The organism is Clostridium sp. (genome assembly GCF_036643715.1).
Classification (GTDB): domain Bacteria; phylum Bacillota; class Clostridia; order Clostridiales; family Clostridiaceae; genus Clostridium.
The window spans coordinates 14,392-40,332 of the sequence record NZ_JAVXRL010000014.1 but is presented as its reverse complement, the minus strand read 5'-3'; the positions used below and the strand labels follow the sequence as shown (position 1 = coordinate 40,332).

Here is a 25,941-nt window from a genome sequence, read left to right as displayed (position 1 = left end):
ATTAAAATATATAAATAATAAAAACTTTGAAAAATTCTAAAAATGTTGTAGAATAGTATTTACACGCATTTAAATATACAGAAAATTCTCCATATTGAAACTAAAATCGACGTATATATGCAATACAAACTTAAAAGAAGGAGATGACATAACATGGAATTTAAATTCGATATATTCCAAACTATGGCTTTAGCAACTATCGTATTTTATTTTGGTAAGTACTTAAAGAAAAAGATTAAATTTTTATCAAAATATTGTATACCTGCACCAGTTGTTGGCGGACTTATTTTTTCTATATTAATTCTTATACTAAGAATTACTGGTCTTGCAACCATTACTTTGGATACAACATTACAGAATATTTTCATGACAGCATTCTTTACTAGTGTAGGATTTACAGCTAGTGTTAAGATACTAAAAAAAGGCGGTCTGAACGTTGTAATATTCCTTGTATTATCAATATTGCTAGTTGTATCTCAAGATGCACTTGGAGCCTCACTAGCAAAATTATTTAACTTAGATCCATTACTTGGACTATGTACAGCATCAATACCAATGATTGGTGGACACGGTACCGCTGGATCCTTTGGCCCACTACTTGAAGAAATGGGCGTAGCAGGTGCCACAACAGTATCATTTGCTTCTGCAACTTTTGGTCTTATAATGGGTAGTTTAGTTGGAGGATTTGTTGCTAAGAACTTAATAGAACGTAAAGATCTTAAAACACCTAAAGAGTCTGAAGACCACTCAATTCCAGTAAGTGATTTCCACGAAGATAACCAAGCTATTTTATGTAATAAAAAGCTTATGAGGGGTGTATCTTGGATTTTCATAGCAATGGGAATTGGTTCAATAATATCAGGATTCATACAAGATTTAGGACTAACCTTCCCATCTTATATAGGTGCAATGCTAGCTGCTGCACTAATTAGAAATATTTCAGATGCTAGAAAAGTTAAACTTGAGCAAAAAGAAATAGAAGTAATTGGAGGGATTAGCCTTTCATTCTTCTTATCAATGGCTCTTATGGGCTTAAAGTTATGGGAGTTATTTGACTTAGCTCTTCCAATGCTTGTTATGCTAATAGGTCAAACAGTTCTTATGGGACTATTTGCTTACTTTATAACATTCAGAGTTATGGGGAGAGACTACGAAGCTGCTGTATTTGCTTCTGCTAACTGTGGTTTTGGTATGGGTGCTACACCTAATGCTGTTGCAAACATGGATGCACTTACAGGCAAATTTGGATTTGCTCCTACACCATACTTAGTAGTACCTATAATAGGATGTCTATTTATAGACTTTGTTAACTCAGCTGTTATAACATTATTTATAAATATACTTCACTAATAACAAAAGGGACTATCTCGAAATAACTTTTAGTTATCCGAGATAATCCCTTTTATTTTTTCCTATACTTTTCTTCAAACTTTCTTATTATTATATCCATAGCAATATGAGCATTTATTCTTGTATCACTATCATCTAAACTAGATTCTGATCCAGTATATATAACATGTTTACATAGTCTTTCAAAAGTTGAACCTTTGTTCCCTGTTATAAGTACAACATCTACCCCATTTAAATTTGCTTCAACTAAAACTTCTAAAAGGGCTTTAGTCTCTCCACTTCTTGATATAATAAACACAAGATCATCATGTCTTCTAAGTATTTTACTTGAAAGTGCCATAAATTTCGGATCATCATGAGCATCCACTGGAACTCCCAGTTTCTGAAGTTCCATTTTAAATATTCTGCCTAAATACTTATTTACTCCTATTGAATAAAATGTAATTCTTTTGCACTGTTCCATTTTATCGATAATATCATCTTTAAGTCCCATTGATACAAGATTATATGTTTCTAAAATTGAATTCATATAAGAATTATCTAAAAAATCTTTCTTTTCTTCACCAAACTTATTTTTTTCAAAAAAATCATCTTTAAATTGTATGAAGCTTTTATATTCTAACTTTTTAGAAATTCTATGGACAGTACTTGTACTAGTTTTAAAAAACTCTGCTATATTTTCTATAGTAAAAGTTTTATAGTTAAATTTTTCTCTGCTTTTGAGCAATTTATCTAATAACTCTCTCTCAAGTCTTGTAAGATTTTTATTATATGCTGTTATTCTCTTTTGTAAACTCATACCCGTCCATCCTTTCCATAGTCACGTAATCATTTTCGAATTAACTTTATCATAAAACGACATTTTTTTCACTCTCGCAGTTTACTTTTAGATAAATTTATCATAATTTTTATAGTATGTTTAGATAAATTTTTCTCAATTGTATTTAAATAGGACACTAAATATAATTTGTATTTTATATTTAGTGTCCTGTTTTTTCATATTTCTATTGATTTATATTTTTTTAATACTATATTTACTGATAAAAAGGCTATAACTACTATAACTACCGCTATCAACATTAAAACAACATTTAAATTCTCTAAAATTAATGTTAATTCTGAAACAGTTAAAACTATCTTTTTTAACAATGTTACTGAAATGGCTAATATAAATACTGGTATAACCCTTACATATGCAAGTGTATTGCTATCTGGGTATAATAAATTAGTGTACATATTAAATACTGAAAAGCTATAAAATACTATAAAGGCTATTAAAATAACTTCAAAATTCAGTACATTAATACCATAAATTAAATATATAATTACCATAGGTATGATTGCAATTATATTATATAAAAGAAATACTACAAGAGGTGTAAGTACTTTACTAATAACTATATCTTTCATATTAATAGGAAGAGATCTTAATAATACATTCGAACTATTTCTTCTTCCAGTTGTCTTAGCTATAATATAATTTATACTATTTATAGGAAATATTATTATGACAAATATATATATCATACCTATCTCGCTATAACTTTTACTAATATTAATTTCGCCACTATTAATTCCTACAACAAATACTGCTGTCATAACTAATATTACTGCTATACATATTAAAAACATATGCATTTGAACCTTTAAATCCTTTAGTACAAGATTAATCATGTTACTTCACATCCTTTTTACTATAAATTATATTAATGAAAATAAATGATAAAAGAAACATCACCGCTCCAACTATTAAAATTATAAAGCTACCATACCTATTAACTGTATTTAATAATAATCCATTTGAATATAATTGTTCGACTATAAACATGATCCCTAAAACAGTTATCATATTTGCAATTCTATAATACTTGTGACTTAATAAAATGAATACTGGCTCAATTATACTTATATATATAAGTTCCATCGATACAGTTAAAATTATAATGTTATAATCTATATTTGTTATACTATTATTCATTATTTTATCTAGGAAAATATATATTAAAAAGCATATTAAGTTTACCAATATTATATAAAAAAGCGCACTTACATATTTAGATACAATATAATCACTTCTCTTAATAGGCATTGAGTTTAAATATAAGTTGAATTTACTTCTCTTCTCAACCTCAATAGTTGTTACTACTAATAAAAATACCAATACTGCACTTACAGCATTTATACTTGATATTCCACCACTAATAATAAAACTTGTACTTATTATTACAATTGCAAATATAAAAGTTTTTATATATTGTTTTTGTATCAAAAACTCCATTTTAAGTAGGCTTATCATTACTATTACCCCCTTTTCTTTGATGAGTAAACTACAATGTCATCAATACTAGCTCTTTCAGTAATAAAATCTTTTCCATACTTCTTAAGGAATTTATCTTTGTTCGCTATTAATGCTTCAAAGTTATATTTTGATACTTTTGTACCAATTAAATCTTTCTTCATATCATCTGTTAACTTATCTAGAGAACCTTTAATTATTGAATATTCTTCTAAAAGAATATCCTTTTCTTTTGAAAACTGAACTTTACCATCTTTTATAAATGTAATATAATCTGCAAGTTTTTCTAAGTCAGCTGTTATATGAGTTGAATATAATATTGATAACTCAGAATCTTTTATAAGATCAAAAAACAGTTCTAATAGTTCACTTCTGAAAACAGGATCTAAACCTGATGTTGGTTCATCAAGAATTAACAGTTCTGCTCCATGTGATAATGCTATAGCAAGAGAAAACCTCATCTTTTGACCTTTTGACAAGTCTTTTACTTTCTTCTGCCTATTTAGTTCAAATAACTTTAAATATTCATTGAACTTATCTTCATCCCACTTAGAGTAAAATGATGATATTATTTTTTTATTATACTCAATTGTAAAATCATCAAAAGCAGTACAGTCATCATAAACAAATCCTATTCTATCTTTTATACCTATTTCATTTTCTTTCATGCTTTCTTCAAATATTTTTATATTTCCACTATTTAATTGTATTAAATTCATTATTGCTTTTATTGTAGTTGTTTTACCTGCTCCATTTGGTCCAACTAAACCCATTATAAATCCCTTTTTTAATGTAAAACTTACATCTTCTAAAGAGAATCCCTTATATTTTTTTGTTATATTATTAATTTCTAAAGCGTTAACATATTCTTTCATAAAACTCTCTCCTTCATTTTATATTTCTTTTAAAGCTTTTAACATTTCAATTAGTTCCTCAAATTCAAGTCCTATACTATTTGATATTTCAATAGCATCTAATAATCTCTCTTCAATTTCTCTTAATTTCTCTTCTTTTAATATTTCTTTGTTTTGTCTTGCTATATAAGAGCCTTTACCAGGTACTGTATATATGTATCCTTCTCTCTCAAGCTCTTCATAAGCTCTTTTTGTTGTAATAACACTTACCCTAAGTTCAGATGCTAAGCTTCTTATTGACGGAAGTGCTTCTCCTTCAATTAAGCTTCCATTTAATATTTCATTTTTTATTTCTTTTGAAATTTGTTCATATATAGGTACCCCTGAAGTATTTGAAATAATTATATTCATTCTTTCACCTCTTCCGAATCGTTAATACTGTGTATATACTATATATACAGTATATACACAGTATTTATTAAAGTCAACCTTTTTTGTTAATTATTTGTAAATATATTTATTGTGTGATATTATAGTTAACGACATTTTATTACAAAAGGGGTTAAATTATGAAAAAATCAAACAAGAAACTACTTAATACAAGGTTTGCATTTCTAATAGCAATTTGCATTTCCTTAACATTAACTTTTTCAGCCTGTTCTAGTCCTGACAATACTAAAACTGCTGATGCGAATCAAAGCCAATCTACTTCAAATGAAAGTACTAAAAATTCTATAAGTAATGATACAGATAATACAAGCAAGTCTAATGATTCACTTTCTGAAAGTAAAGTACATTTTATAAATACAGGTAACAGTGATGCTATTTTAATTACAGGTTCTAAAAATATACTTATAGACGGTGGAGATAATAATGACGAACAATCTTTAGTAAAATACATTAAAGATAATGGTGTTAAATCTTTAGATTATATGATAGCAACCCACCCTCACGCTGATCATATTGGTGCTCTTGATGCTGTTTTAAATGCATTTAAAGTAGATAATCTATTAGTTGCTAACGGATCTAGTACATCAGATACGTATACAGATTTTATTAATGCAGCAGCTAATAAAAAAGTTAGTCCAAGCGTTCCTTTAGAAGGAAGTAAATTCGAATTAAATAATAATTCATATATACAAATTTTTAATACTAATGGTGGTTCTGATGCAAATGAAGAATCTCTTGTTACCTTATATGTAAATGGTAATGATAAATTCTTATTTACTGGTGATGCAGAAAAAGGAACTGAAAAAGAAATATTAAGTAAGATGATTGATATTGATGTACTGAAAGTTGCCCATCATGGATCTCGTACAAGTACTACTTCTGAATTTTTAAATAAAGTTAATCCGGAATATGCTGTATTAACAGTTGGAAAAGATAATAAATATAACCACCCTCACAAAGAAACAATGGATAAGCTTAAAAATAAAAATATTAAAGTCCATAGAACTGATGAATGCGGCAATATTATATTCACTTCAACTGGTTCTGGTGTTAAAACAGATTGTTCTTCTGGAAGCTATTCCTATAAGGATGATTCTAAAGACAGCGTAAAGGAAACACCAAAGAACAACACAGAAAAACATCCTGAAAAAAGTAAACCTAAAGAAAAATCAAAACCTACTAAACAAGATACTAACATTTCTAAAGTTTGGTTGTCTGAAACTGGCAGTAAATATCATTCAATAAATAATTGTGGAAGAATGAATCCAAATAACGCAACTCAAGTTTCTTTATCAGAAGCACAAAAAAGTTACGATGCTTGCTCAAAATGTAACTAAAAAAATCCCTGTAGGAATTTCCTACAGGGATTTAATTTATCTATTCTGTTTTTGCTTCTTCAGCAGGTTTTTCTTCTTTTGGCTTTGAAGTCTTTTTATCTTTTAAAGCTGTATTTATATTTTCGAAGGAGTTTACTATTATATATCTAGAATCTCCAACATTCATATATTCTATCTTAACTTTATCCCCAGGCTTACTTAATGATACTTCTCTTGCAGTCTCTGTAGAAACTGAGTAAATATTATCATCACCCTTTAACTTAATATCATATATACTAGAACCTTCTTTTATTACAAGTCCTACTCTTTCAATTTCACCTTCTGAAGTTTTAGCATTATCGCTTCCTTCAAGAGAAATATTAGTATTTGTAAGTGCCTCTAAATATTTGTTAAGTGTTGCTTGAAGTGAATCTCCAACAGCTACAGTATTGTAATTCTTAACATTAACCATAGCATAGTTCTTAACTAATCCATTAGCATCTTTTAATGTTGTAAAGTATGTTGGCTCATTTTGAATATTAATTAAATATGGGAATGTTGCTGTATACTTATATTGTTGTACTTTTCCTTCAGCAGACTTCATTGCTGCATTTTCTGTAGCTCCTGCTGTTTTGTACATAGTAGTCTTTCCGTCTCTAGTATTAGTTAATGTAAATCCAACTAACCCTTCATCATTTCCAACTGATGTTATACCAGTATAGTAATAACATTCATCATTATTGTATATTAAATTCATTCCATCTGTTGATACAAGCTTATCTTTATCACTAAAGTTAAATACTCCATGAACTAGTGTACCCCATTTATCAATGTAATTTTTAATAAATCTATCAGGTTGAATTCTATCTACCCATTTTGGCATATCTTCTATATTATATACTTCTGATTTCCCGCTTTGTGCATCAATTATAAGTGCTCCTGTTGCTTTTGATTCAGTAATACCAACTCCTGTGTCGTATCTTGTAACTACCCAGTATGGTTTTCCTTGATCATCAAGTTCAAATGTATAATCAGTATGTCCAGCCTTCATATCTCTTAAAAATGCTGCTCTATCTAAATCGCTAAATAGGTATGATGATTGTAAGTACTTAATCTTTAATGGTGCTCCATCAAGTTCAGTAACTAATTGTACATCATTTTGATTTGTAGCACTAACTTTCACATATCCTGGTGTTCCTTCATGATTTGAAATCCATTTAAAAAGTGATGAATGCTCAAGTGGCGCCACATAATAAAGTTCACCATTTACACTTTGAAGTGTTAAATCTCCAACATATACTTGGCTACCAAGGCTTGGTATCTCTCCAAGTTTCTTATCTGCAAGCTTGTCTGCAAGTTCTTTATCTATTGTAGGTAATTGTTTTAAATCAATATGCTTAATTTGACTTGAAAATTCAACGCTATCAACATTTCCAAGTAGTTCTCTATGAGCTTTATAACTTACAAGAGGACTAAAAATTATCATAAGCGCAACATATAATACTATTGCTGCAGCTCCAATGCTTGTATACTTTTTGCTTAAGTGTGTAACTCCATAAATTATACTACATACAGCAAAAGGGACTACTAAAGCGAAAAAGCTAAGTGAAAAATCTAATATTAATTTGCTTTGCATAAATAATATTATACCCATAGCTAAATATGCTATAACAAGCCATTTTAAATATCCTTTTAAAGTTGCTGGTTTCTTTCCATTCATGTTGTAAACATTGCTTTTCTTCTTCTTTAGTTTTGATATAAAATCAAAAATTTCCGAAAAATCTCCTCTACCATTCATAATTTAATCTCCTTCTTATTTAAGTTGTTTTAATTATATCATAATGTAATAATTAATACTATATTATTTTAAACTTTATTCATAAATTTTACATTCTTTATTAACTTTATTAAAATGTATGTTTACACTTTAAAATATAACAATAAAAAGTCTAAAAATATTTGTTATTTACCCAAATATTTTTAGACTTTTATTATTTTTATTGTATGCTTAATTAAAATCTTCGATCCTAATTATATTTTCAATCTTCCTGACTGTTTTAAGTTCGTATATATCATCAATAGCATTAATTATTTGAGATTCTCTACAATTATGAGTTACTAAAACTAAATCAACTTCATTAGTTTTTATATTCTCTCCCTTTTGTATTACAGATCCTAAGCTTATATCATAATCTCCAAATATTGCTGTTATATCACCAAGAACTCCAGGTTCGTCTAATACCCTTGTCCTTATATAATATTTACTTTCAACACCTCTCATATCTCTTATTTTCTTATCCCATAAATTGTTTTTAACTACTGTATTTAAATTTTCACTATATACATCATTTTTTAGTATTGTTATCATATCACTTACAACTGCACTTCCTGTTGGTAGATCTCCAGCACCTCTTCCATAAAACATTAAATCTCCAACTGCATTTCCTTTTACAAGCACTGCATTATAAGAATCATATACATTAGCAAGTGGATGATTTTCTGGAATCATTGTTGGATGAACTCTCATTTCAAGCTTTCCATTTTTATCTTTTACAGTCGCTAATAATTTTATTACTTTCTTAAACTCTTTAGCATATTCAATATCTAAAGGTTTAATATTTGTAATACCCTCCCTATATACATTTTCAACATCAATTTTTGTTCCAAAAGCTAAAGATGAAAGTATTGCAAGCTTATATTGAGCATCAAAGCCTTCAATATCTGATGTTGGATCCGCTTCTGCATATCCTTTTGCTTGCGCTCCTTCTAATGCTTCTTCAAAAGTTAAACCCTCCAATTCCATCTTAGTTAAAATATAATTTGTTGTACCATTTACTATTCCGTACATCTCAATAACTTTATTTGCAGTTAAACTTTCATTAATCCCTTGTATAATAGGGATTCCCCCTGCAACGCTAGCTTCATATTGGAACATTAGCCCCATTTCATCTGCCTTTTCAAATAATTCATCACCTCTAGTTGCAAGTAACATCTTATTTGCAGTTACAATATGCTTCTTTTTCTCCATGCACTTTATCATATAATCTCTAGCTGGTTCAACTCCACCCATAACTTCTATAACTATTTTTATAGAATCATCATTTAAGATTTCATTAAAATCAGTTGTTAAGATTTCTTTAGGTACCGAAAAGCCTCTGTCCTTATCAACATCTCTTACTAGAATTTTTGATACTTCAATTTCATAACCTGAACGTTTAATAACTTCATCTTTATTGGAGTTTAATATCATCCAAACTCCACGCCCAACATTACCAAGACCTAGTAATGCAATATTAATTTTTTTCATGAATATACCCCCTTTTTTCTAAAATACCCCAATTACGATACAACTCTAATTATACAGTTAAAAGTATAATTTTTCCATATATTATTGTTATTTATGTTTAATTTTTCCATAAATGCACATAAAAAAAAGAGTGTCCGTTAAAATAATTAACTTACACTCTCTTATATAAAATCTTAATTTAATACTCTTCTAGCTCTTCCTATTCTGCTCCATGGCACACTTGATATTTTAACGTAGTCATGTGATTTTGGTGCTTGTATCCATTGACCATTACCAATATACATTCCAACATGCTCTAAGCTACCGTAGAACAATAAATCTCCTGGTCTTGCATCATTTACTGATACTTCTCTACCAGCGTTTATTTGTGAATAAGTTGATCCTCCAATGTTGATTCCAACTTGTCTAAAGCCCCAATATAATAGTCCTGAACAGTCAAATGCTCTATATCCATTATTTATATACTTAGAAGGAATGTTATACTTACCTTCTGCAGCTTCTGATGGATACATGTTTTTGAACATTCTTAAGCTATCTGTTGTTATAAGTTCTCCTTTACCTCCCCATATATATGGTGAGCCAACTTGGGCTTTTAAAATATTAAATACAGCTTCAAAGCTTGCTGAGTTTGATGTATTATCATCATTGCCATCAACTATTTTAATATATTCTGCACTTGCATATCCTGTCTTTCCATTTGAACTTACTTTATACCAATCTCCGTGCTTACTTATTACCTTGAATGTTTCACCAGGTACTAAGTATCCAACTACTGAACTATTTGTGCTTGGCTCATTTCTAAGCCTTAAACTAGTTGAAACATTAACTAATCTTCCATTTTTATTAATTGCTGTTCCACCATTGTTATTGTTACTTCCACCGTTGTCGTTACCACCAGTATTGCCATCTCCAATAACTTGTACATAATCTTGATGTACATATCCTACTGTTCCATTGTGATTTATTTTATAGAAAGAACCTGACTTTCCTGTAATATTAAATGTTTGTCCATTTAATAAGTAACCAACAACTGAACTAGTTGTGTTTGGTGCATTTCTTATTCTTAAGTTTGAAGTAATATTAATAACCTTACCAGTAGACTTTTCATTTGTTTCGCCACCATTGTTATTATTACCACTATCTTCTCCTATTACACTAACGTAATCACTATGTACATATCCTACATTGCCATTACCATTAATTTTGTACCATGAACCACTTTTTTCTAATATTTTAAATTTATCTCCATTAGAAAGATAACCAACAACTGAATGGTTTGTTCCAGCACCACTTCTTATTCTAAGACTGCTTGTAACATTTTTAACTTGTCCCATTTTTCCGGTATTGCTGTTATCATTATTGTTATCATTACCATTACCATTACTACCTAGTACTTCAACATATTCTCCATATATATATCCTGTTGTACCATTAGTTTTTATTTTGTACCAATCTCCAGACTTACCAATTATATCGAAAGTATTTCCTTCATATAAGTAACCAATTGTTGAAGTATTAGTTGATGCACCACTTCTTATTCTAAGGCTACTAGTTATATTTACTACTTTACCTTTACCTGAAGATGTTGTATCATTTGATCCACTTGATCCAACTTTTATATAATCTTCATGAACATATCCTGTTTTACCACTGAAGTTAATTTTATAAAAACTACCTTCTTTTCCTTGAATATTTACTTTATCTTTATTATGTAAATATCCTACGATTTCTGAACTAGTGCTTGCTTTAGATCTAACTCTTAAGCAACTTGATATATTAACGACTTCACCTGTGCTTGCTATTCTTTCTGATTGCATTGATTGTTTATTTAAATTATCTGCATGAGCTATATTTCCATCTTGTAAAAGAACTGCTCCTGTACCTGCAGATGTTGCTAATACTAATGCCATTATTTTCTTCTTATTATCCATTTTATCACTCCCATATACCCAAATTATAACACTATATAATTACATTTTACTCTAATTACAATTTTTTTTAAAGGAAATTTTAATCATTTTGTAACTTTTATGCCAAAAGTAACATTTACGTAACATAATTTACAGTATATAGGCTTTTAGGAATTATAATCTAATTGGGAGTGTGCTACAACAAATACTTCCTCCAGCCTTAGTAATTTCATCAAACTCACATTGCAATACTTTATATCCACCTTTTCTAAGTACCCTTATAGCTTCAATATCACTACATATGACCCTTTTCTTTCCTAAAGGTATTACATTAGTACCAAAATTGTCAGCGCTTTTCTTTGATAAATAATAAAGATTTTTGAAATTATTTTCAATTATTTCCATATCATAAATATAATCACATACAATTGCTGATTTTTTATCTAAAATATTAAATACGCAGTCTAAATGTAATTTACTTTCAGTATCAAACCTTATAGGTTGAACTTTGTACTTACTTTTAGTTTCCTCTAAATATGTTTCAAGTTCTTTTATTGCTTCTTCACTGGTTCTTTGGCTTAATCCAACAAATATTGTTGATTCACCAATTACAATATCCCCACCTTCAATTTCATTTTCAAACTCATAATATTTATATCTATTCTTTTTTATATGTTCTAAAAGTTTCTCAGTTTCTTTTTTTCTATGCCTGCTTTTTAATTTGCATACGAATAATGTATCATCTAAAGTAAATCCTATATCTCTTGTAAATACTTCACTTGGTCCCTTACCAGTATTTAAGAAATAATACTGAATATTTTCTTCTGATAATATATTTAAAAGATTATTGTAATTATCATAAACTTTTTCCATTGTAATAGTATCTTTATGTTCATTTCTATAATCTATAATTTCAAAATAACTTGGATACCTCATTAAAATATATTTTAAATCTTTCATATTCTCAGTCCTCTTTCGTTTTTAATTATTATGAACAATCATTTCTTATTATTATAATATAACGCCATTTATTATTTATCAATATTTATATACTTATATTATATTGTACTATATAATCTATAAATTTTAACATTAAATTTAAAAGAGAGAGCTAAAAAGATTATTTTTAGTTCTCTCTTTTTTATTATTTTTCTTCTTTTGTTTCTTCTTTAACTTCTTTTTTTATTTCTTTTTTAGACTCTTCTTCTGGATTACTTTTAATATCTTCTCCAAAAGTTTTTTCATCTTTTGATTCTTTGTCTTCTTCTGCTTCCGCTTTTTCTTCCTCAGTATAAACGTCGTTTACACTAGTTTCTTTTTCTGCTCTTTCTTTAGCTTTAGTTACTTGAACTTTTTTAGCTGCTGCTTGAGGTGGAATTGATTTTGTAATTTTCTTATCTAGTGCTATACATACATAGTCTCCAACCTCACATTTAATATCTTCTTTTGAATCCTTTTTATCACAGCTTGAAGTAATCTTAGTGCTATCATTAACTATAACAATAATTTGACCTTTATATACATCACAAGCTTTCATGTAGCCTTCTACAGTTAGCTTAATATTTTTAGAGTCATTGCACTTCTCAGCTTTTGTTACTGTTCCCATAAATAATGGTCCCTTCATTGGACTTGCAGAAACTGGAATTGAAAATAATCCAATAAATAACATTGCTGCAATAATACTTTTTCTAATCTTATTTTTCATAATATCTTATCCTCCTTAATTATCAATACACAAATTATTTTTCCTCAAAGCAAAAAAATTATTCTATAAGTTCATTGGAAAATGTTTACTTTGAAATACCTGCTGAATATAATTTAGTAATAGAAGGTTTTTAGGAGGCTCCATTTATGAAAATTAAGAGGTTTGAACTAAAAGAAAGATTGAAATGTTTTATTATTTATCTTTTACTTGAGCTAATTATAGCCTTTTTCATATCAATAAGTACTAATATTCTTTATAACGATGTTTTACTATGTATAGGTCTTGTTCCTGCTATACTCGGATGTTTCTCTTTGTATGATGGACATAGTGCTATGGTTGAACTTAATTCATTAAGCCAAAGTAAATCTCCGTATTTTTCTGAAGCTAAACTTGCTTTAGCTAAAAGAGAAAATGAAATATTAAAGGAAAATAGATTTTTAAATTCAACTATTTTTGACTTAAGATTTCACAATCTAGAAGTAATGTTGTCTGGTATACTTTTAATTATTATGAGTATATTTTAAACTAAAAAAGGCACCTAAAATTAGGTGCCTTAACAATTATTCTTCGCTCTCTTCTTTTGGAGCTAATAATATTCCAAGTTCTCTTAATTGCTTTTCATCAGCAATGTTTGGAGCTTCACTTAAATAGCAGTATGCATTTTGATTTTTAGGGAATGCAATAACATCTTTAATGTTATCAGTTCCAGCTAAGAACATAATCATTCTATCAAGACCAAATGCTAATCCGCCATGTGGTGGTGGTCCAAATTTGAATGCTTCTAATAAGAATCCAAATCTTGCCCAAGCTTCTTCCATTGTGAATCCTAATGCTTTAAACATTCTTTCTTGAAGTTTAGTATCGTGGATTCTTATTGATCCTCCACCTAATTCTTCTCCGTTTAAAACTAAATCATATGCTATTGATCTAACTTTTCCTGGATCAGTTTCTAAGAATTCTAAATCTTCTTCCATTGGAGCTGTGAATGGGTGGTGACATGCTGTATATCTATTTTCCTCTTCGCTGTACTCAAATAGTGGGAATTCTGTAATCCATGTAAAGTTAAATTCTTTTTTATCTTTAATTAAATCAAGCTTCTTTGCAAGTTCTAATCTTAAAGCACCTAAACTTTGGAATACAACTGAATTTTTATCAGCAACGATTAAAACTAAGTCTCCGCTCTTTGCTCCTACAGTTTCTAAAAGATTAGACATTTGTTCTTCACTTAAGAATTTAGCTATAGGAGATTGTATACCATCTTCTTTAACTTTAATCCAAGCAAGACCTTTAGCTTTGTATGTTTTAACAAATTCACCAAGTCTATCTATGTCTTTTCTTCCCATAGATTCTCCGCCTTCAACAAGAAGTCCTCTAACTGAACCTCCATTTGCAATTGCATCGCTGAATACTTTGAATTCAACTTCTTCTACAGCTTTTGTAAGATCTTGAATCTTCATTCCAAATCTTAAGTCTGGTTTATCTGAACCGTAGCTTTCCATTGCTTCTTTAAATGTCATTCTCTTAATTGGAAGCTTAACTTCATGTCCTAAAACTTCTTTAAATACGTGAGCTACTAAGCCTTCATTTAACGCCATAATATCTTCTTGATCTACAAAACTCATTTCTAAATCGATTTGAGTAAATTCAGGTTGTCTATTAGCTCTTAAGTCTTCATCTCTGAAACACTTAGTTATTTGATAATATTTATCAAATCCTGACACCATTAATAATTGCTTAAATATTTGTGGTGATTGAGGAAGTGCATAGAACATTCCTGGGTAGTTTCTTGAAGGAACTAAGTAATCTCTTGCACCTTCTGGAGTACTCTTTGTAAGCATTGGTGTTTCAACTTCTAAGAAACCATTTGTATCTAAGTAATCTCTAACAGCCTTTGATGCTCTATTTCTAATCATGAATATTTTTTGCATATCTGGTCTTCTAAGGTCTAAGTATCTATACTTTAATCTTATATTTTCAGCTGCATCTAAATCTTCTTTAATGTATATTGGAGGAGTTTCTGATTCTGAAAGAATTTTAATGTCCTCACATTTTAGTTCTACAAGTCCTGTAGCTAAATCTTTATTTGGAGCTTCTCTTAATACAACTTCACCTGTTACAGCTACGCAATATTCTGGTCTTACTCCCTTTGCCTTTTCAAAAACTTCTTCTTTTACATCGTCACCGAATACTACTTGCATTATTCCAGTTCTATCTCTTAAATCGATGAACTGTAATCCTCCAAGCTTTCTATTTCTTTGAACCCATCCCATTAAAGTAACTTTCTTACCTTTATGTTCTTCTCTAGGTTCACCACACATCATTGTTCTTTTTAAACCGCTAAGCGCTTCTGCCATATGTGATTCCTCCATATCTATTTTAATATTATTTTAGCAAATTAATTTTAAGCTTTTATAACTTCTTTTATTTTATCTAAGTCTTCTAAGCTTAATTCAAATTGTTCTCCATCACTCATTCTCTTAAATCTTGCAATTCTAGTATTAAGTTCATCATCACCTAAAACAACACTGAATTTTGCATCTATTTTGTTTGCATATTTCATTTCTGCTTTAAAGCTTCTTCCTGCATGATTTATTTCTGCATTAACTCCAACTTCTCTAAGGGCATGAGCTAACTTAAATGCTTCTCTTGCTCCCTCTTCCCCTCTAGATGCTAAATATAATTCAACTAATGGTTCATTTGGAATTTCAATTCCTTCATTTTCTATTGTCATTATAAGTCTTTCTATTCCCATACCAAAACCTATAGCTGGAGTTTCCGGTCCACCTATTTCTTCTATTAGTTTATCATATCTTCCTCCTCCACACACTGTGAAGTCTGAATTTAATATTTCAAATATAGTTTTAGTGTAATAATCAAGTCCTCTAACAATTGAAGGATCTATATTATATTCTATTCCTAGAATATCTAAGTACTCTTTTACTTTTTCAAAGTGATCACTACAATCTGTACATATGTATTCTAAAATTGTAGGGGCATTCTTTGTTATTTGATTACATGATCTCTCTTTACAATCTAAAATTCTCATAGGATTCTTATTGAATCTTTCCTTACAAGTAGGACATAATCCTTCATAATTTTCTTCTAAGAATTTTTTAAGAGCTTCATTGTATTTAGGTCTACATTCAGGACATCCTAAATTATTTATATTTAAGCTTAATCCTTTTAACCCTATCTTTTTAAGTATTGACATAGCAAGTGCCATAACTTCTGCATCTATTGAAGGCTCTTTTGAACCAAACATTTCTACTCCATATTGATGAAATTCTCTATATCTACCCTTCTGAGCCTTTTCATATCTAAAGCATGGTGTTATATAGAAAAGTTTTGTTGGTTGTACTTCATTAAACAATCTATTTTCTATAAATGCTCTAACAGCTGGTGCTGTTCCTTCTGGCTTTAAAGTTATACTTCTGTCACCTTTATCTTTAAAAGTATACATTTCTTTTGAAACTATATCAGTTGTCTCTCCAACTCCTCTTAAAAATAGTTCAGTGTGTTCGAACATTGGAGTTCTTATTTCTCTAATTCCAAAATTCTTTGACATTTCTCTAAATATATTTTCAACATAATGCCATTTATACGCATCACTTGGTAACATATCTTTAGTACCTTTAGGCGCTTGTATTTCCATCTATTTACCTCCTATTTATATAATGTATTAAGTAAATCAATCTTACCTTCTATCATCTCATCTATTCTACTTATATATTCTCTAACATCTTTAACATTTGGGAATCTTTCTATTCTGTTTTCTTCTAAAAATACAACTTTAGATACCGCATCCGCTCCAAGTGCAATTATAGTTTGCTTATCTTCAATCATTTGCATATTATAAATACATTCTTTGCCTTCCATCGCATATCCTAAGTTTTCCATATTCCCGACCATATTTTTTTGTCTATACATATAATATGGCTTTAAGTTTAATTCATTAGCCAATCTCTTACTTTCTTCATACATTTTACTTATCTCTTCCTGGCTCTTTATACCAAGACCTTTTTTAAGAATGAAATTCTCATAAAGTCTTGATCCTCTCTTTAAAGAAAGACCATGAACAGTTAAGCTGTCTGGATTAAGCTTTTTAATTTCTTCAGCTGTTATTTTAGCATTTTCAAGACCTTCCGCTGGAAGTCCAATTATCATATCCATGTTAATATCTTCAAATCCTAAATTTCTTGCCATTTTAAATGTTTCTCTAACATCTTCTGATGAATGATTTCTTCCAATCATCTTTAAGGTTTCATCATTCATTGTTTGTGGATTTATACTTATTCTTGAAACTTCAAACTTTTTCATAGTTCTAAGTTTTTCTTCAGTTATAGAATCAGGTCTTCCACATTCTACAGTAAATTCTAAAATATTTTTATCCTTTACAAAAGAATTATAAACCTTATCCATAATTTCTTCAAACTCCTCATTTGAGACTGCAGTAGGAGTACCCCCTCCAAAGTATACAGTTTCTATCTCTAAGTTCTTATTATCCACATATTCTCTTATTTTTAAAATTTCTTTTGAAAGTGCATCTAAATAAGGTCTTACTAATTTTTTATTACCTGAAATAGGATTCGATGCAAAGGAACAGTATAGACATCTAGTTGGGCAAAAGGCCATTCCGATATATATAGCAATCTTATTTCTTTCTTTATTTACAAATTTTCTTTCAAATTCTGCAACTTCAATACAAAGTTTTGCTTTTTCTTTGCTAGCCATGTGTTTACTGCTAAAGTGTTCTACTATTTCTTCTTCTGTTTTACCCTCATCTAAAAGCTTAAGGGCTATCTTTGATGGTCTTATACCAACTAAAGTTCCCCAAGGGTACTCATCTGAAGTTATTTCTTTAAGGCCCTTGAATATAAGAAGTTTTAAAGAATCTTTTATGTTATCTGTAACTTCTTCTTTAAGTTCAAAGTTACCATACTTGAACGTAACTTCTTTATCATTTACATTTATCAAATAATCGTATTTTTCTATTTCATCTTCCTTTGGGAATTTAAGTTCATCTAAAGAAAAATATATGTTAAACATTTGATAAACATCATATCTGTATTTTAAATCATTTAACCCTATATTTATTATCATATTTTCTCCTTAATTTAAGAATGGATTGTTATTCCTTTCAAATCCAATTGTTGACTTTGGTCCATGACCTGGATATACATCAATAAAATCATCTAATTTTAATAATTTTGTTTTTATGCTATTTATTATTTGACCAAAATCTCCACCTGAGAAATCTGTTCTTCCAATAGCACCTTTAAACAATGTATCTCCTGAGAAAAGCGAATCTCCTATTAAGAAAGATACTCCACCTTCTGTATGTCCTGGTGTATGAATAATATTAACTTTATTATCACCTATATAAAGTTCTGTATCTTCTGTTAAATACCCATCTGCTTTTCTTATATTGCCAAATACATAATTATCATTTTCTATATATTTTTGTTCTGCTTCATGAACGTAAAAAGGAATATTAAGTGCTTTACTTAAAAATTCAGTAGCTCCAACGTGATCTAAATGGGCATGAGTTAATAAAATAAATTTTGGCTTAATATTTAAACCCTTTATTATTTCTAAAAGCTTAACATCATCTCCGCCTGGATCAATTATTCCAGCTTCCTTTGTCTTTTCATCAATAACTATATAACAATTTGCATCATATATTCCTGCTGGTATTGTCTTTATCATCATAAAAAACCATCTCCTTAATATTAAAATTCTTTAGTGCTATCAAGAAGCAACGTTACAGGCCCGTCATTTTGAATATCAACTTTCATATCTGCTCCAAATTCACCACATTCAACTTTAAGCCCTGTTTCTTTTAGCATTTCTATTAGTTTTAAGTATAATATATTAGCTTCTTCGCCACCTTTAGCATTCATAAAGTTTGGTCTTCTTCCCTTTCTACAATCACCATATAGTGTAAATTGAGAAATTACTAAAAGCTCACCTTTTATATCTAATAATGAAAAATTCATCTTTTCATTTTCATCTTCAAATATTCTTAAATTTACTATTTTATCTTTAATATACTTTATATCTTCTAATGTATCTTCTTTTGAAATACCAATTAAAACATTAAGCCCTTTTCCAATACTACCTATTACTTCTCCAGAAACTTTAACGTTAGATGAAGAAACCCTTTGAACTACAGCTCTCATAAATTGCACATCCTTTAATTATTTACTCTATACACATCTGTAACACCTTTTAATTTTCTAATGTTTTTCATAAATTCTTTTAATTGCTCAACTGAATTTATTTTAACTTTTAGATTTATTAAGGCAACATTTCCTTTAGAAGAATTTGCATTTAATCCGATTAAAGGTAACCCTTTATCATTAATAACTTGCATAACGTCTGAGATTATACCCATTCTATCTTCTGTTTTAATTTGAACCTCAGCTAAGTATCCAGCACCTTTTTCTTTTCCGAAACTTGCTTCAACTATCTTTTCAGGTTCATTTTTAACTAGTGACTTTATATTACTACAGTCTTTTCTATGTATTGATACCCCTCTACCTTTTGTGATGTAGCCTAATACTTCATCACCGGGAACTGGATTACAACACTTTGCAAATCTAACCATAATGTTATTAAGGCCTTTTACAGTAATTCCATAATTATTATCACTTGACTGTTGCTTTCTTTCACTTTTTAAAATTTGTTCTTCAACATTCTTTTCTACAGCCTCTTTAGAATGTTTATCTTTATCATCTATATTTTCTTCTTTAAGCCTTGAAACAAAACTTGATGCACTAAGCATACCAATTCCTAAACTAGCATATAAGTCTTCCATGCTATGAATATTATATCTCTTTTGCATCTTATCATATGCATCGCCTTTAGCTATATCATTAAATAAAACACCTTGCTTCTTAAGCTCTTTTTCTAAGAATTCTTTACCTTTATCTATATTTTCTTCTTTTTTAACCTTTTTAAACCATTGTCTTATTTTGCTCTTTGCCTGATTGCTCTTTGCAATATTAAGCCAATCCATCTTAGGTCCCTTTGCAGTTTTAGAAGTTATAATTTCAACTATTTCACCAGTTTTAAGTTTATAATCAAGTGGTACAATCTTACCACTTACTTTAGCTCCAATACATCTATTACCCACATCTGTATGAATTCTATAAGCAAAGTCTATTGGTGTTGATCCACTAGCTAAATTTATTACAACACCTTTTGGTGTAAATACAAATACTTCATCAGAGAATAAATCTATTTTAAATCCTTCCATAAACTCTTCAGCATCTGAAGTTTCCTTTTGCCATTCTAATATATCTCTAAGCCACGCTAGCTTCTTTTCAAAGTCAACGCCCTTTTCCTCTTCGCTACCTTCTTTGTACTTCCAGTGAGCCGCTATACCGTACTCAGCAGTCTTGTGCATCTCAAATGTTCTTATTTGAATCTCAAAAGTCTTCCCTTGAGGTCCAATTACAGTTGTATGAAGTGATTGATACATATTAGGTTTTGGCATTGCTATATAATCTTTAAACCTTCCTGGTATTGGTTTATAAATAGTATGCACTATTCCTAAAACACCATAACAGTCTTTTACTGAATTAACTAATATTCTTATTGCAGTTAAATCAAATATTTGTTCAATAGATTTATGCTTATTAACCATCTTTCTATATATACTATAGAAATGTTTTGGTCTTCCTTCAATATCTGCATCTATTCCGGCATCTTGAAGTTTATCATCTAAGTCTAATATAACTGAATCAATATATTCTTCTCTCTCGATTCTCTTCTCTGCAATTTTGTGAACCAAATCATAATACTCTTCTTCATGTAAATATCTAAAAGAAAGATCTTCAAGTTCCCACTTTATCTTTGACATACCTAATCTATGTGCAAGTGGTGCATATATATCTAATGTTTCTTTAGCTTTTTGCTTTTGCTTTTCTTTTTTCATAAATTTAAGAGTTCTCATATTATGAAGTCTATCTGCGAGCTTTATAATTATTACTCTTATATCTCTTGCCATTGCAAGTAGCATTTTTCTAACATTATCTGCTTGTTGTTCTTCTTTTGTTTTGTATTGTATTTTACCTAGTTTTGTTACACCTTCAACTAAGTTTGCTATTTCTTCACTAAACTCATTTTCCATATCTTCATAAGTATAATCAGTATCTTCGATTACATCATGAAGAAGACCAGCCGCAATTGTGCTAGTATCCATACCAAGTTCAGCCAAAATACAAGCTACATCAATTGGATGTATTATGTACGGTTCTCCTGATTCTCTTTTTTGGTCTTTGTGTGCTTTTTCTGCTAACTTATAAGCTTTTTTTATTACATCAATATCGACATTGTTACAATTTTCATTGATAACTTTAATTAAATCGTCTATCATATTAGGATTACGCTCCCTTTAAATAGTATAATTAGTATAATTACTTAAAATCAAAGGCTGGTTTTCTAACCAGCCATTATCTATTATTATATAATATTGTCAAATCTTTTTCAAATAATTTTATACATCATATTGAGTTAATGACATTACATCATAACCTTCTAACTTATCTCTTCCTCTTAACTCTGTAAGTTCAATTACGAAATCTAATGAAACTACTTCTCCACCAGCACGTTCAACAAGTTTTGCAACTGCTTCTATAGTTCCACCTGTTGCTAATAAATCATCAACGATTGCTACTCTTTGTCCCTTTTTAATTGCATCTTTGTGTATTTCTAAGTTATCTGTACCATATTCTAAGTCATAAGCCATACTTAATGTTTCTCCTGGTAACTTACCAGGCTTTCTAACTGGTACGAATCCAACGCCTAAAGCATATGCAACTGGAACTCCAAATATGAATCCTCTAGCTTCTGGTCCTATTACAACATCAACATTCTTGTCCTTTAAGTGGTTAACTATTTCATCAACTGAAGCTCTTAATCCTTCTCCATCACCTATTAGTGTAGTAATATCCTTAAAACTTATACCTTCTTTAGGAAAATTATCTATTACTCTTATCTTATCCTTTAAATTCATATTAATTCCTCCAATAATTTTATTAATCTTTTAATTAATTTTAGCCACATACTCTCTCTTATATAACAACATTACCTTTGACGTATCCTAGTATTGTATAAATACTTTGATATTTGCTCAGCTCTATCCTCATCATCTGTAGTTAATAATTCTAAAACAATCCTTGCATTATTAATCATTCCAACAGCACTTGTTGTTGGCGTAATTAAATTTATCATTTTATCTATATTCTCATCGTCAAGTTCTTCAACGTTATTAAAATTAATAATTGCTCTTAACCCAATGTTATTTGTATTATCTAAAAACTTTTTGCCTTCTTTTAAGAATACTGCATTTTCGCCTCTAGATGAAGAACCTGCCCATTTAGTACCAATTAAAATTAAATCTAGATATTTATTAATACTTTTCATATTATAATAAATAGCTATTGCTTGCATCAACTTAAAAGTTAATGCGCTTGTGGATAATGTCTTATATCTGTATTGACAACCTTTCTGTCTCGGGTTTATATAAATATAATCCCTCTTAGATTCTGTCTTTTTGTTCTCAAGAACTATAAGATCTATACCTAGGCTTTCACAAAGTTCCACCTCTTGCTTCGAAACTAAATCCACTCCTAATGTAATAAGTAGCTCTCCTCCAAGGAAATCAACTTTTGTCTTGATGTCAAAAGTATCTACTTCTTTACAATCTTCCCCTCCGTCATGTATCAAATACTCTACATCAGCATTCAAGTATCTTAGCACTAAGCTTAAGGAAGCAATTGCACAAATACCATCAACAGTGTTTGTTCCATATATAATGATTTTCTCCCTATTATTAATAGCAGTCACAAGTCGCTCAATAGACTTGTTCATGTCTTTTAATATAAAGGGATTATATCCTCTTATGTAATTAGGGCAATATATGCTCTCCCAAAACTTACGCATCGCTTACTATCTCCTCCATAAAATTAGAAAACAATAATATTATAATTTAAAACAGGTAATTTGACAAATATTTATGATAAAAAAATATAAAACCTTCAAAACTTAGTTTTGAAGGTTTCTATTTTTTATGCTAAATTTATAAGTTATGCCTTTGCTACCTTCTTTTTTGGAGCCTTATTTTTAAGCCATACCCATGTTGGTGATGCTATAAATATTGATGAATAAGCTCCTGTAGCTATACCAATTACAAGCGGGAATGAAAAGTCTCTAACAGCTGGTACAAATACATTAACAGCTATGATAGTTATTAATGTTGTAAGAGTTGTATTAATAGATCTTGACATAGTTTGTGTTAAACTCTTATCCGCAATTTCAATTGTTGGCATTGTTCTCATATTTTTAGAATTTTCTCTAATTCTGTCAAAAATAACAATAGTATCGTTTATTGAATATCCGATTATAGTTAATAAAGCAGCGATAAAAGGTGCATTTACAGGTATATCGAATATTGCGTATACACTTAATGTTATTAGTATATCATGGAATAAAGCTGTAAGTGCAGCTACCCCAAATTTAAATTCAAATCTTATTGCTATATATATAAGCATAGCAGCAAATGCCACTATTAAAGCTAAAATAGTCTTTTGAGTTAATTCTTTACCAATTGATGATCCAATATCATTTTGAGATACTAAAGCATCTTCTTTTAATCCATAATCCTTTTTTAGCTGATCAAATATTTCATTAACTTTTTGTGAATCTAATTTAGATGATTTTATTTCATATTGATCTCCATTAACTGTATTAGTTAATGCATCCTCAGCATAACCTTTAACTACTTTATCTACTGCAGCTTTATCAAATGATTTGCCAAAATCAAATACTACTTGTGTTCCACCTTTAAAGTCTATCCCAAAATTAAGTCCTCTAGTAAACATGAAACCTAATCCTATTACTATAACTACTAGGGATAAAGAAATCCATATCTTTGATTTTTCAATTATCTTAAGCATATCTTTACCCCCTCTTTGCTTTCACTCTAAAGTGAGATAATTTATTTAATAGCCCCATATTTAGCGCTTGATTCATTAAGAATTTTGTAACTACAAGTGCTGTAAATAAACTTACAACTATACCAATTAATAGTGTAATTGCAAAACCTTTAACTGAACCTGAACCCATAAAATACAGTACTAAAGCTGCGATTATTGTTGTTACATTTGAATCTACTATTGATGAAAGTGCATTTTCAAAACCTCTCTTAACAGATGCTTTTACTGTTACACCTTTCCTAAGTTCTTCTCTAATTCTTTCAAATATCAGTACATTAGCATCTACTGCCATACCTATCGTTAGAAGGAATCCTGCTATACCTGGTAATGTAAGTGTAGCTCCAATTTCTACGAATATTAATAATACAAGTGTAACGTATAATGTTAATGCTATACTTGCAATTAATCCTGGTATTCTGTAATAAAGTATCATGAATACGAATATTAATCCTATACCCACAACACCTGCTTTAACTGCATTTGGTAATGCTGTCGCTCCAAGTTGAGCACCAACTGTTTGTTGTGAAAGAGCTTTTATTGTAACTGGTAATGCTCCTGAATTTATAAGACCTGCTATATTTTTAGCTTCATCCATACTTTCCATTCCAGTTATTACTGCTTTTCCGTTTGTTATTTGACTTTGAACTGTTGGATTTGTAAGTTGTTCTTCGTCCATATTAATTGAAATTTGTTGATTTAAATATTGTCCTGTAGCCTCTGCAAACTTCTTAGTTCCTTCATCGTTAAGTTCTAAAGAAACTTGTGGCTTACCTGATTGTTGATCTAATACAGCTGATGCTGATTTAACATCTTTTCCTGTTAATAAAACTTTTCCATCTGGTGCCTTGAATGTAAGGTTACCTGTTTTACTTAATGAATCTACAATTCCTTGTGAATTATATTCTCCTGGAATATCAACTCTTATCCTATTGTCCCCTTCTGTAGTAACAACAGTTTCAGCTACTCCAAGTTTATTAACTCTTAATTGAATTAAATCCTTTGTTTTTTGTAAGTCTTCTTTACTTACATTCTCGTCTTGAATCCCTAATAAAACGGAAACTCCACCTTGCAAGTCTAGTCCCTTTGTAATTGTTTGGTCAAATGATTTAACCTCCCATCCACCTATCGTCACTCCTTTAAAGCATACAAGCGCAAGAACTATGATAGCTAGGGTGCAAAGTGTAAAAATAAATGTACTTTTTCCTTTTGCCTTCATCTTTATCCCCCTCTATGAGTTTTTTTGTGTAATATTCTTCTATTTTTCGAAATAATAACCTTTACAATTATTGGCATTTTATTATTTAAATCGTTTTTTATTATACCATAATAAAAATTTATTATAAAGTATTATAGTATTATAATAATCTTTTTTTAATAACTTATCTAAAAAAGTAAAATGCTGAAATAAATTTTAATAATAAAAATCCATCAGCAATTATACTGATGGATTTCACAATAAATTATTATTTAGTATCTTCTTTATAAACTTTACTAGCAATTGCGTTTTTAACTAGTTTTAATTTAGTTCTATCTGAACTTGTTTCAATAGTTACATGTTCGTCATCCATTTGAACTATTTTACCAACAATTCCGCCTCTTGTCATTACTTCATCATTTACTCCTAATGAATCCATCATTTGTCCGTATTGTTTCTTTCTCTTCTTTTCTGGTAAGATTATCATGAAGAAGAAAAGACCAAATATTAATACTAAAGGTATTACATTATATAAAATTGCTCCCATCACTATACTTC

Annotated in this window: 24 protein-coding genes; 3 read left to right on the top strand and 21 right to left on the bottom strand. The window is 29.4% G+C overall.

Going from position 1 to position 25,941, the window contains the following annotated elements; translation table 11 throughout:
- The first annotated feature begins 153 nt into the window (after nt 1-153).
- Nucleotides 154-1,350, top strand: coding sequence for a sodium/glutamate symporter (gene gltS, locus RSF37_RS06025; protein WP_332563500.1), 1,197 nt, complete (start codon nt 154-156; stop codon nt 1,348-1,350).
- 52 nt (nt 1,351-1,402) lie between these two features.
- Here the strand turns inward: gltS and RSF37_RS06020 are convergent, their stop codons facing one another.
- The 5 genes from RSF37_RS06020 to RSF37_RS06000 all read right to left on the bottom strand — a co-directional run bounded on the left by RSF37_RS06020 (nt 1,403) and on the right by RSF37_RS06000 (nt 4,911).
- Nucleotides 1,403-2,149, bottom strand: a complete 747-nt coding sequence (locus RSF37_RS06020) for a MurR/RpiR family transcriptional regulator (protein WP_332563499.1) — start codon at nt 2,147-2,149, stop codon at nt 1,403-1,405.
- Nucleotides 2,150-2,346: 197 nt separating this feature from the next.
- Nucleotides 2,347-3,024 carry an ABC-2 transporter permease gene (locus RSF37_RS06015; protein WP_332563498.1) on the bottom strand — a complete coding sequence of 226 codons (678 nt, stop codon included), beginning with the start codon at nt 3,022-3,024 and terminating at the stop codon, nt 2,347-2,349.
- 1 nt (nt 3,025) lies between these two features.
- Complete coding sequence (locus tag RSF37_RS06010; protein WP_332563497.1) at nt 3,026-3,646, bottom strand: ABC-2 transporter permease; 621 nt, start codon at nt 3,644-3,646, stop codon at nt 3,026-3,028.
- Nucleotides 3,647-3,651: 5 nt separating this feature from the next.
- Entirely contained in the window at nt 3,652-4,521 is an 870-nt protein-coding gene (locus RSF37_RS06005; protein WP_332563496.1) for an ABC transporter ATP-binding protein, read from the bottom strand.
- Between the two features lie 18 nt (nt 4,522-4,539).
- Nucleotides 4,540-4,911 (bottom strand): GntR family transcriptional regulator, encoded by a 372-nt coding sequence (locus tag RSF37_RS06000; protein WP_332563495.1) that lies wholly within the window; start codon nt 4,909-4,911, stop codon nt 4,540-4,542.
- A 158-nt stretch (nt 4,912-5,069) separates the two neighbouring features.
- Between RSF37_RS06000 and RSF37_RS05995 the strand changes: the two genes are divergently transcribed.
- The gene (locus RSF37_RS05995) at nt 5,070-6,287 is read left to right on the top strand and encodes a ComEC/Rec2 family competence protein (protein WP_332563494.1); all 1,218 of its coding nucleotides are present in this window, start codon (nt 5,070-5,072) and stop codon (nt 6,285-6,287) included.
- A 40-nt stretch (nt 6,288-6,327) separates the two neighbouring features.
- Here the strand turns inward: RSF37_RS05995 and RSF37_RS05990 are convergent, their stop codons facing one another.
- The 5 genes from RSF37_RS05990 to RSF37_RS05970 form a co-directional block, all read right to left on the bottom strand.
- On the bottom strand, nt 6,328-7,986 hold the full coding sequence (locus RSF37_RS05990; protein WP_332563520.1) for a cell shape-determining protein: 1,659 nt from the start codon (nt 7,984-7,986) through the stop codon (nt 6,328-6,330).
- 288 nt (nt 7,987-8,274) lie between these two features.
- Complete coding sequence (locus RSF37_RS05985) at nt 8,275-9,573, bottom strand: homoserine dehydrogenase (RefSeq protein WP_332563493.1); 1,299 nt, start codon at nt 9,571-9,573, stop codon at nt 8,275-8,277.
- A 173-nt stretch (nt 9,574-9,746) separates the two neighbouring features.
- Nucleotides 9,747-11,504 (bottom strand): C40 family peptidase, encoded by a 1,758-nt coding sequence (locus RSF37_RS05980; protein WP_332563492.1) that lies wholly within the window; start codon nt 11,502-11,504, stop codon nt 9,747-9,749.
- A 153-nt stretch (nt 11,505-11,657) separates the two neighbouring features.
- On the bottom strand, nt 11,658-12,443 hold the full coding sequence (locus tag RSF37_RS05975) for a dimethylarginine dimethylaminohydrolase family protein (protein WP_332563491.1): 786 nt from the start codon (nt 12,441-12,443) through the stop codon (nt 11,658-11,660).
- Nucleotides 12,444-12,627: 184 nt separating this feature from the next.
- A complete protein-coding gene (locus tag RSF37_RS05970; RefSeq protein WP_332563490.1) occupies nt 12,628-13,188 on the bottom strand; it encodes a hypothetical protein in 561 nt (186 codons plus the stop codon).
- 146 nt (nt 13,189-13,334) lie between these two features.
- On the opposite strand from RSF37_RS05970, the gene RSF37_RS05965 reads away from it, so the two are divergent.
- Entirely contained in the window at nt 13,335-13,712 is a 378-nt protein-coding gene (locus RSF37_RS05965) for a hypothetical protein (RefSeq protein ID WP_332563489.1), read from the top strand.
- 36 nt (nt 13,713-13,748) lie between these two features.
- Here the strand turns inward: RSF37_RS05965 and aspS are convergent, their stop codons facing one another.
- The 11 genes from aspS to yajC all read right to left on the bottom strand — a co-directional run bounded on the left by aspS (nt 13,749) and on the right by yajC (nt 25,930).
- A complete protein-coding gene (aspS, locus tag RSF37_RS05960; protein ID WP_332563488.1) occupies nt 13,749-15,542 on the bottom strand; it encodes an aspartate--tRNA ligase in 1,794 nt (597 codons plus the stop codon).
- A 47-nt stretch (nt 15,543-15,589) separates the two neighbouring features.
- Nucleotides 15,590-16,840 carry a histidine--tRNA ligase gene (gene hisS / locus RSF37_RS05955; RefSeq protein ID WP_332563487.1) on the bottom strand — a complete coding sequence of 417 codons (1,251 nt, stop codon included), beginning with the start codon at nt 16,838-16,840 and terminating at the stop codon, nt 15,590-15,592.
- 11 nt (nt 16,841-16,851) lie between these two features.
- Entirely contained in the window at nt 16,852-18,288 is a 1,437-nt protein-coding gene (locus RSF37_RS05950) for a coproporphyrinogen III oxidase (RefSeq protein ID WP_332563486.1), read from the bottom strand.
- Nucleotides 18,289-18,297: 9 nt separating this feature from the next.
- A complete protein-coding gene (locus RSF37_RS05945; protein WP_332563485.1) occupies nt 18,298-18,897 on the bottom strand; it encodes an MBL fold metallo-hydrolase in 600 nt (199 codons plus the stop codon).
- A gap of 20 nt (nt 18,898-18,917) precedes the next feature.
- On the bottom strand, nt 18,918-19,367 hold the full coding sequence (gene dtd / locus RSF37_RS05940) for a D-aminoacyl-tRNA deacylase (protein ID WP_332563484.1): 450 nt from the start codon (nt 19,365-19,367) through the stop codon (nt 18,918-18,920).
- Nucleotides 19,368-19,381: 14 nt separating this feature from the next.
- Nucleotides 19,382-21,568 carry a RelA/SpoT family protein gene (locus RSF37_RS05935; protein WP_332563483.1) on the bottom strand — a complete coding sequence of 729 codons (2,187 nt, stop codon included), beginning with the start codon at nt 21,566-21,568 and terminating at the stop codon, nt 19,382-19,384.
- Nucleotides 21,569-21,688: 120 nt separating this feature from the next.
- Entirely contained in the window at nt 21,689-22,207 is a 519-nt protein-coding gene (locus RSF37_RS05930; protein ID WP_332563482.1) for an adenine phosphoribosyltransferase, read from the bottom strand.
- Between the two features lie 71 nt (nt 22,208-22,278).
- Nucleotides 22,279-23,136, bottom strand: coding sequence for a DHH family phosphoesterase (locus RSF37_RS05925; protein ID WP_332563481.1), 858 nt, complete (start codon nt 23,134-23,136; stop codon nt 22,279-22,281).
- A gap of 143 nt (nt 23,137-23,279) precedes the next feature.
- A complete protein-coding gene (gene secF, locus RSF37_RS05920; RefSeq protein ID WP_332563480.1) occupies nt 23,280-24,149 on the bottom strand; it encodes a protein translocase subunit SecF in 870 nt (289 codons plus the stop codon).
- Between the two features lie 4 nt (nt 24,150-24,153).
- Nucleotides 24,154-25,404, bottom strand: a complete 1,251-nt coding sequence (secD, locus tag RSF37_RS05915; protein WP_332563479.1) for a protein translocase subunit SecD — start codon at nt 25,402-25,404, stop codon at nt 24,154-24,156.
- Between the two features lie 247 nt (nt 25,405-25,651).
- Complete coding sequence (gene yajC, locus RSF37_RS05910; protein WP_332563478.1) at nt 25,652-25,930, bottom strand: preprotein translocase subunit YajC; 279 nt, start codon at nt 25,928-25,930, stop codon at nt 25,652-25,654.
- Nucleotides 25,931-25,941 lie beyond the last annotated feature (11 nt).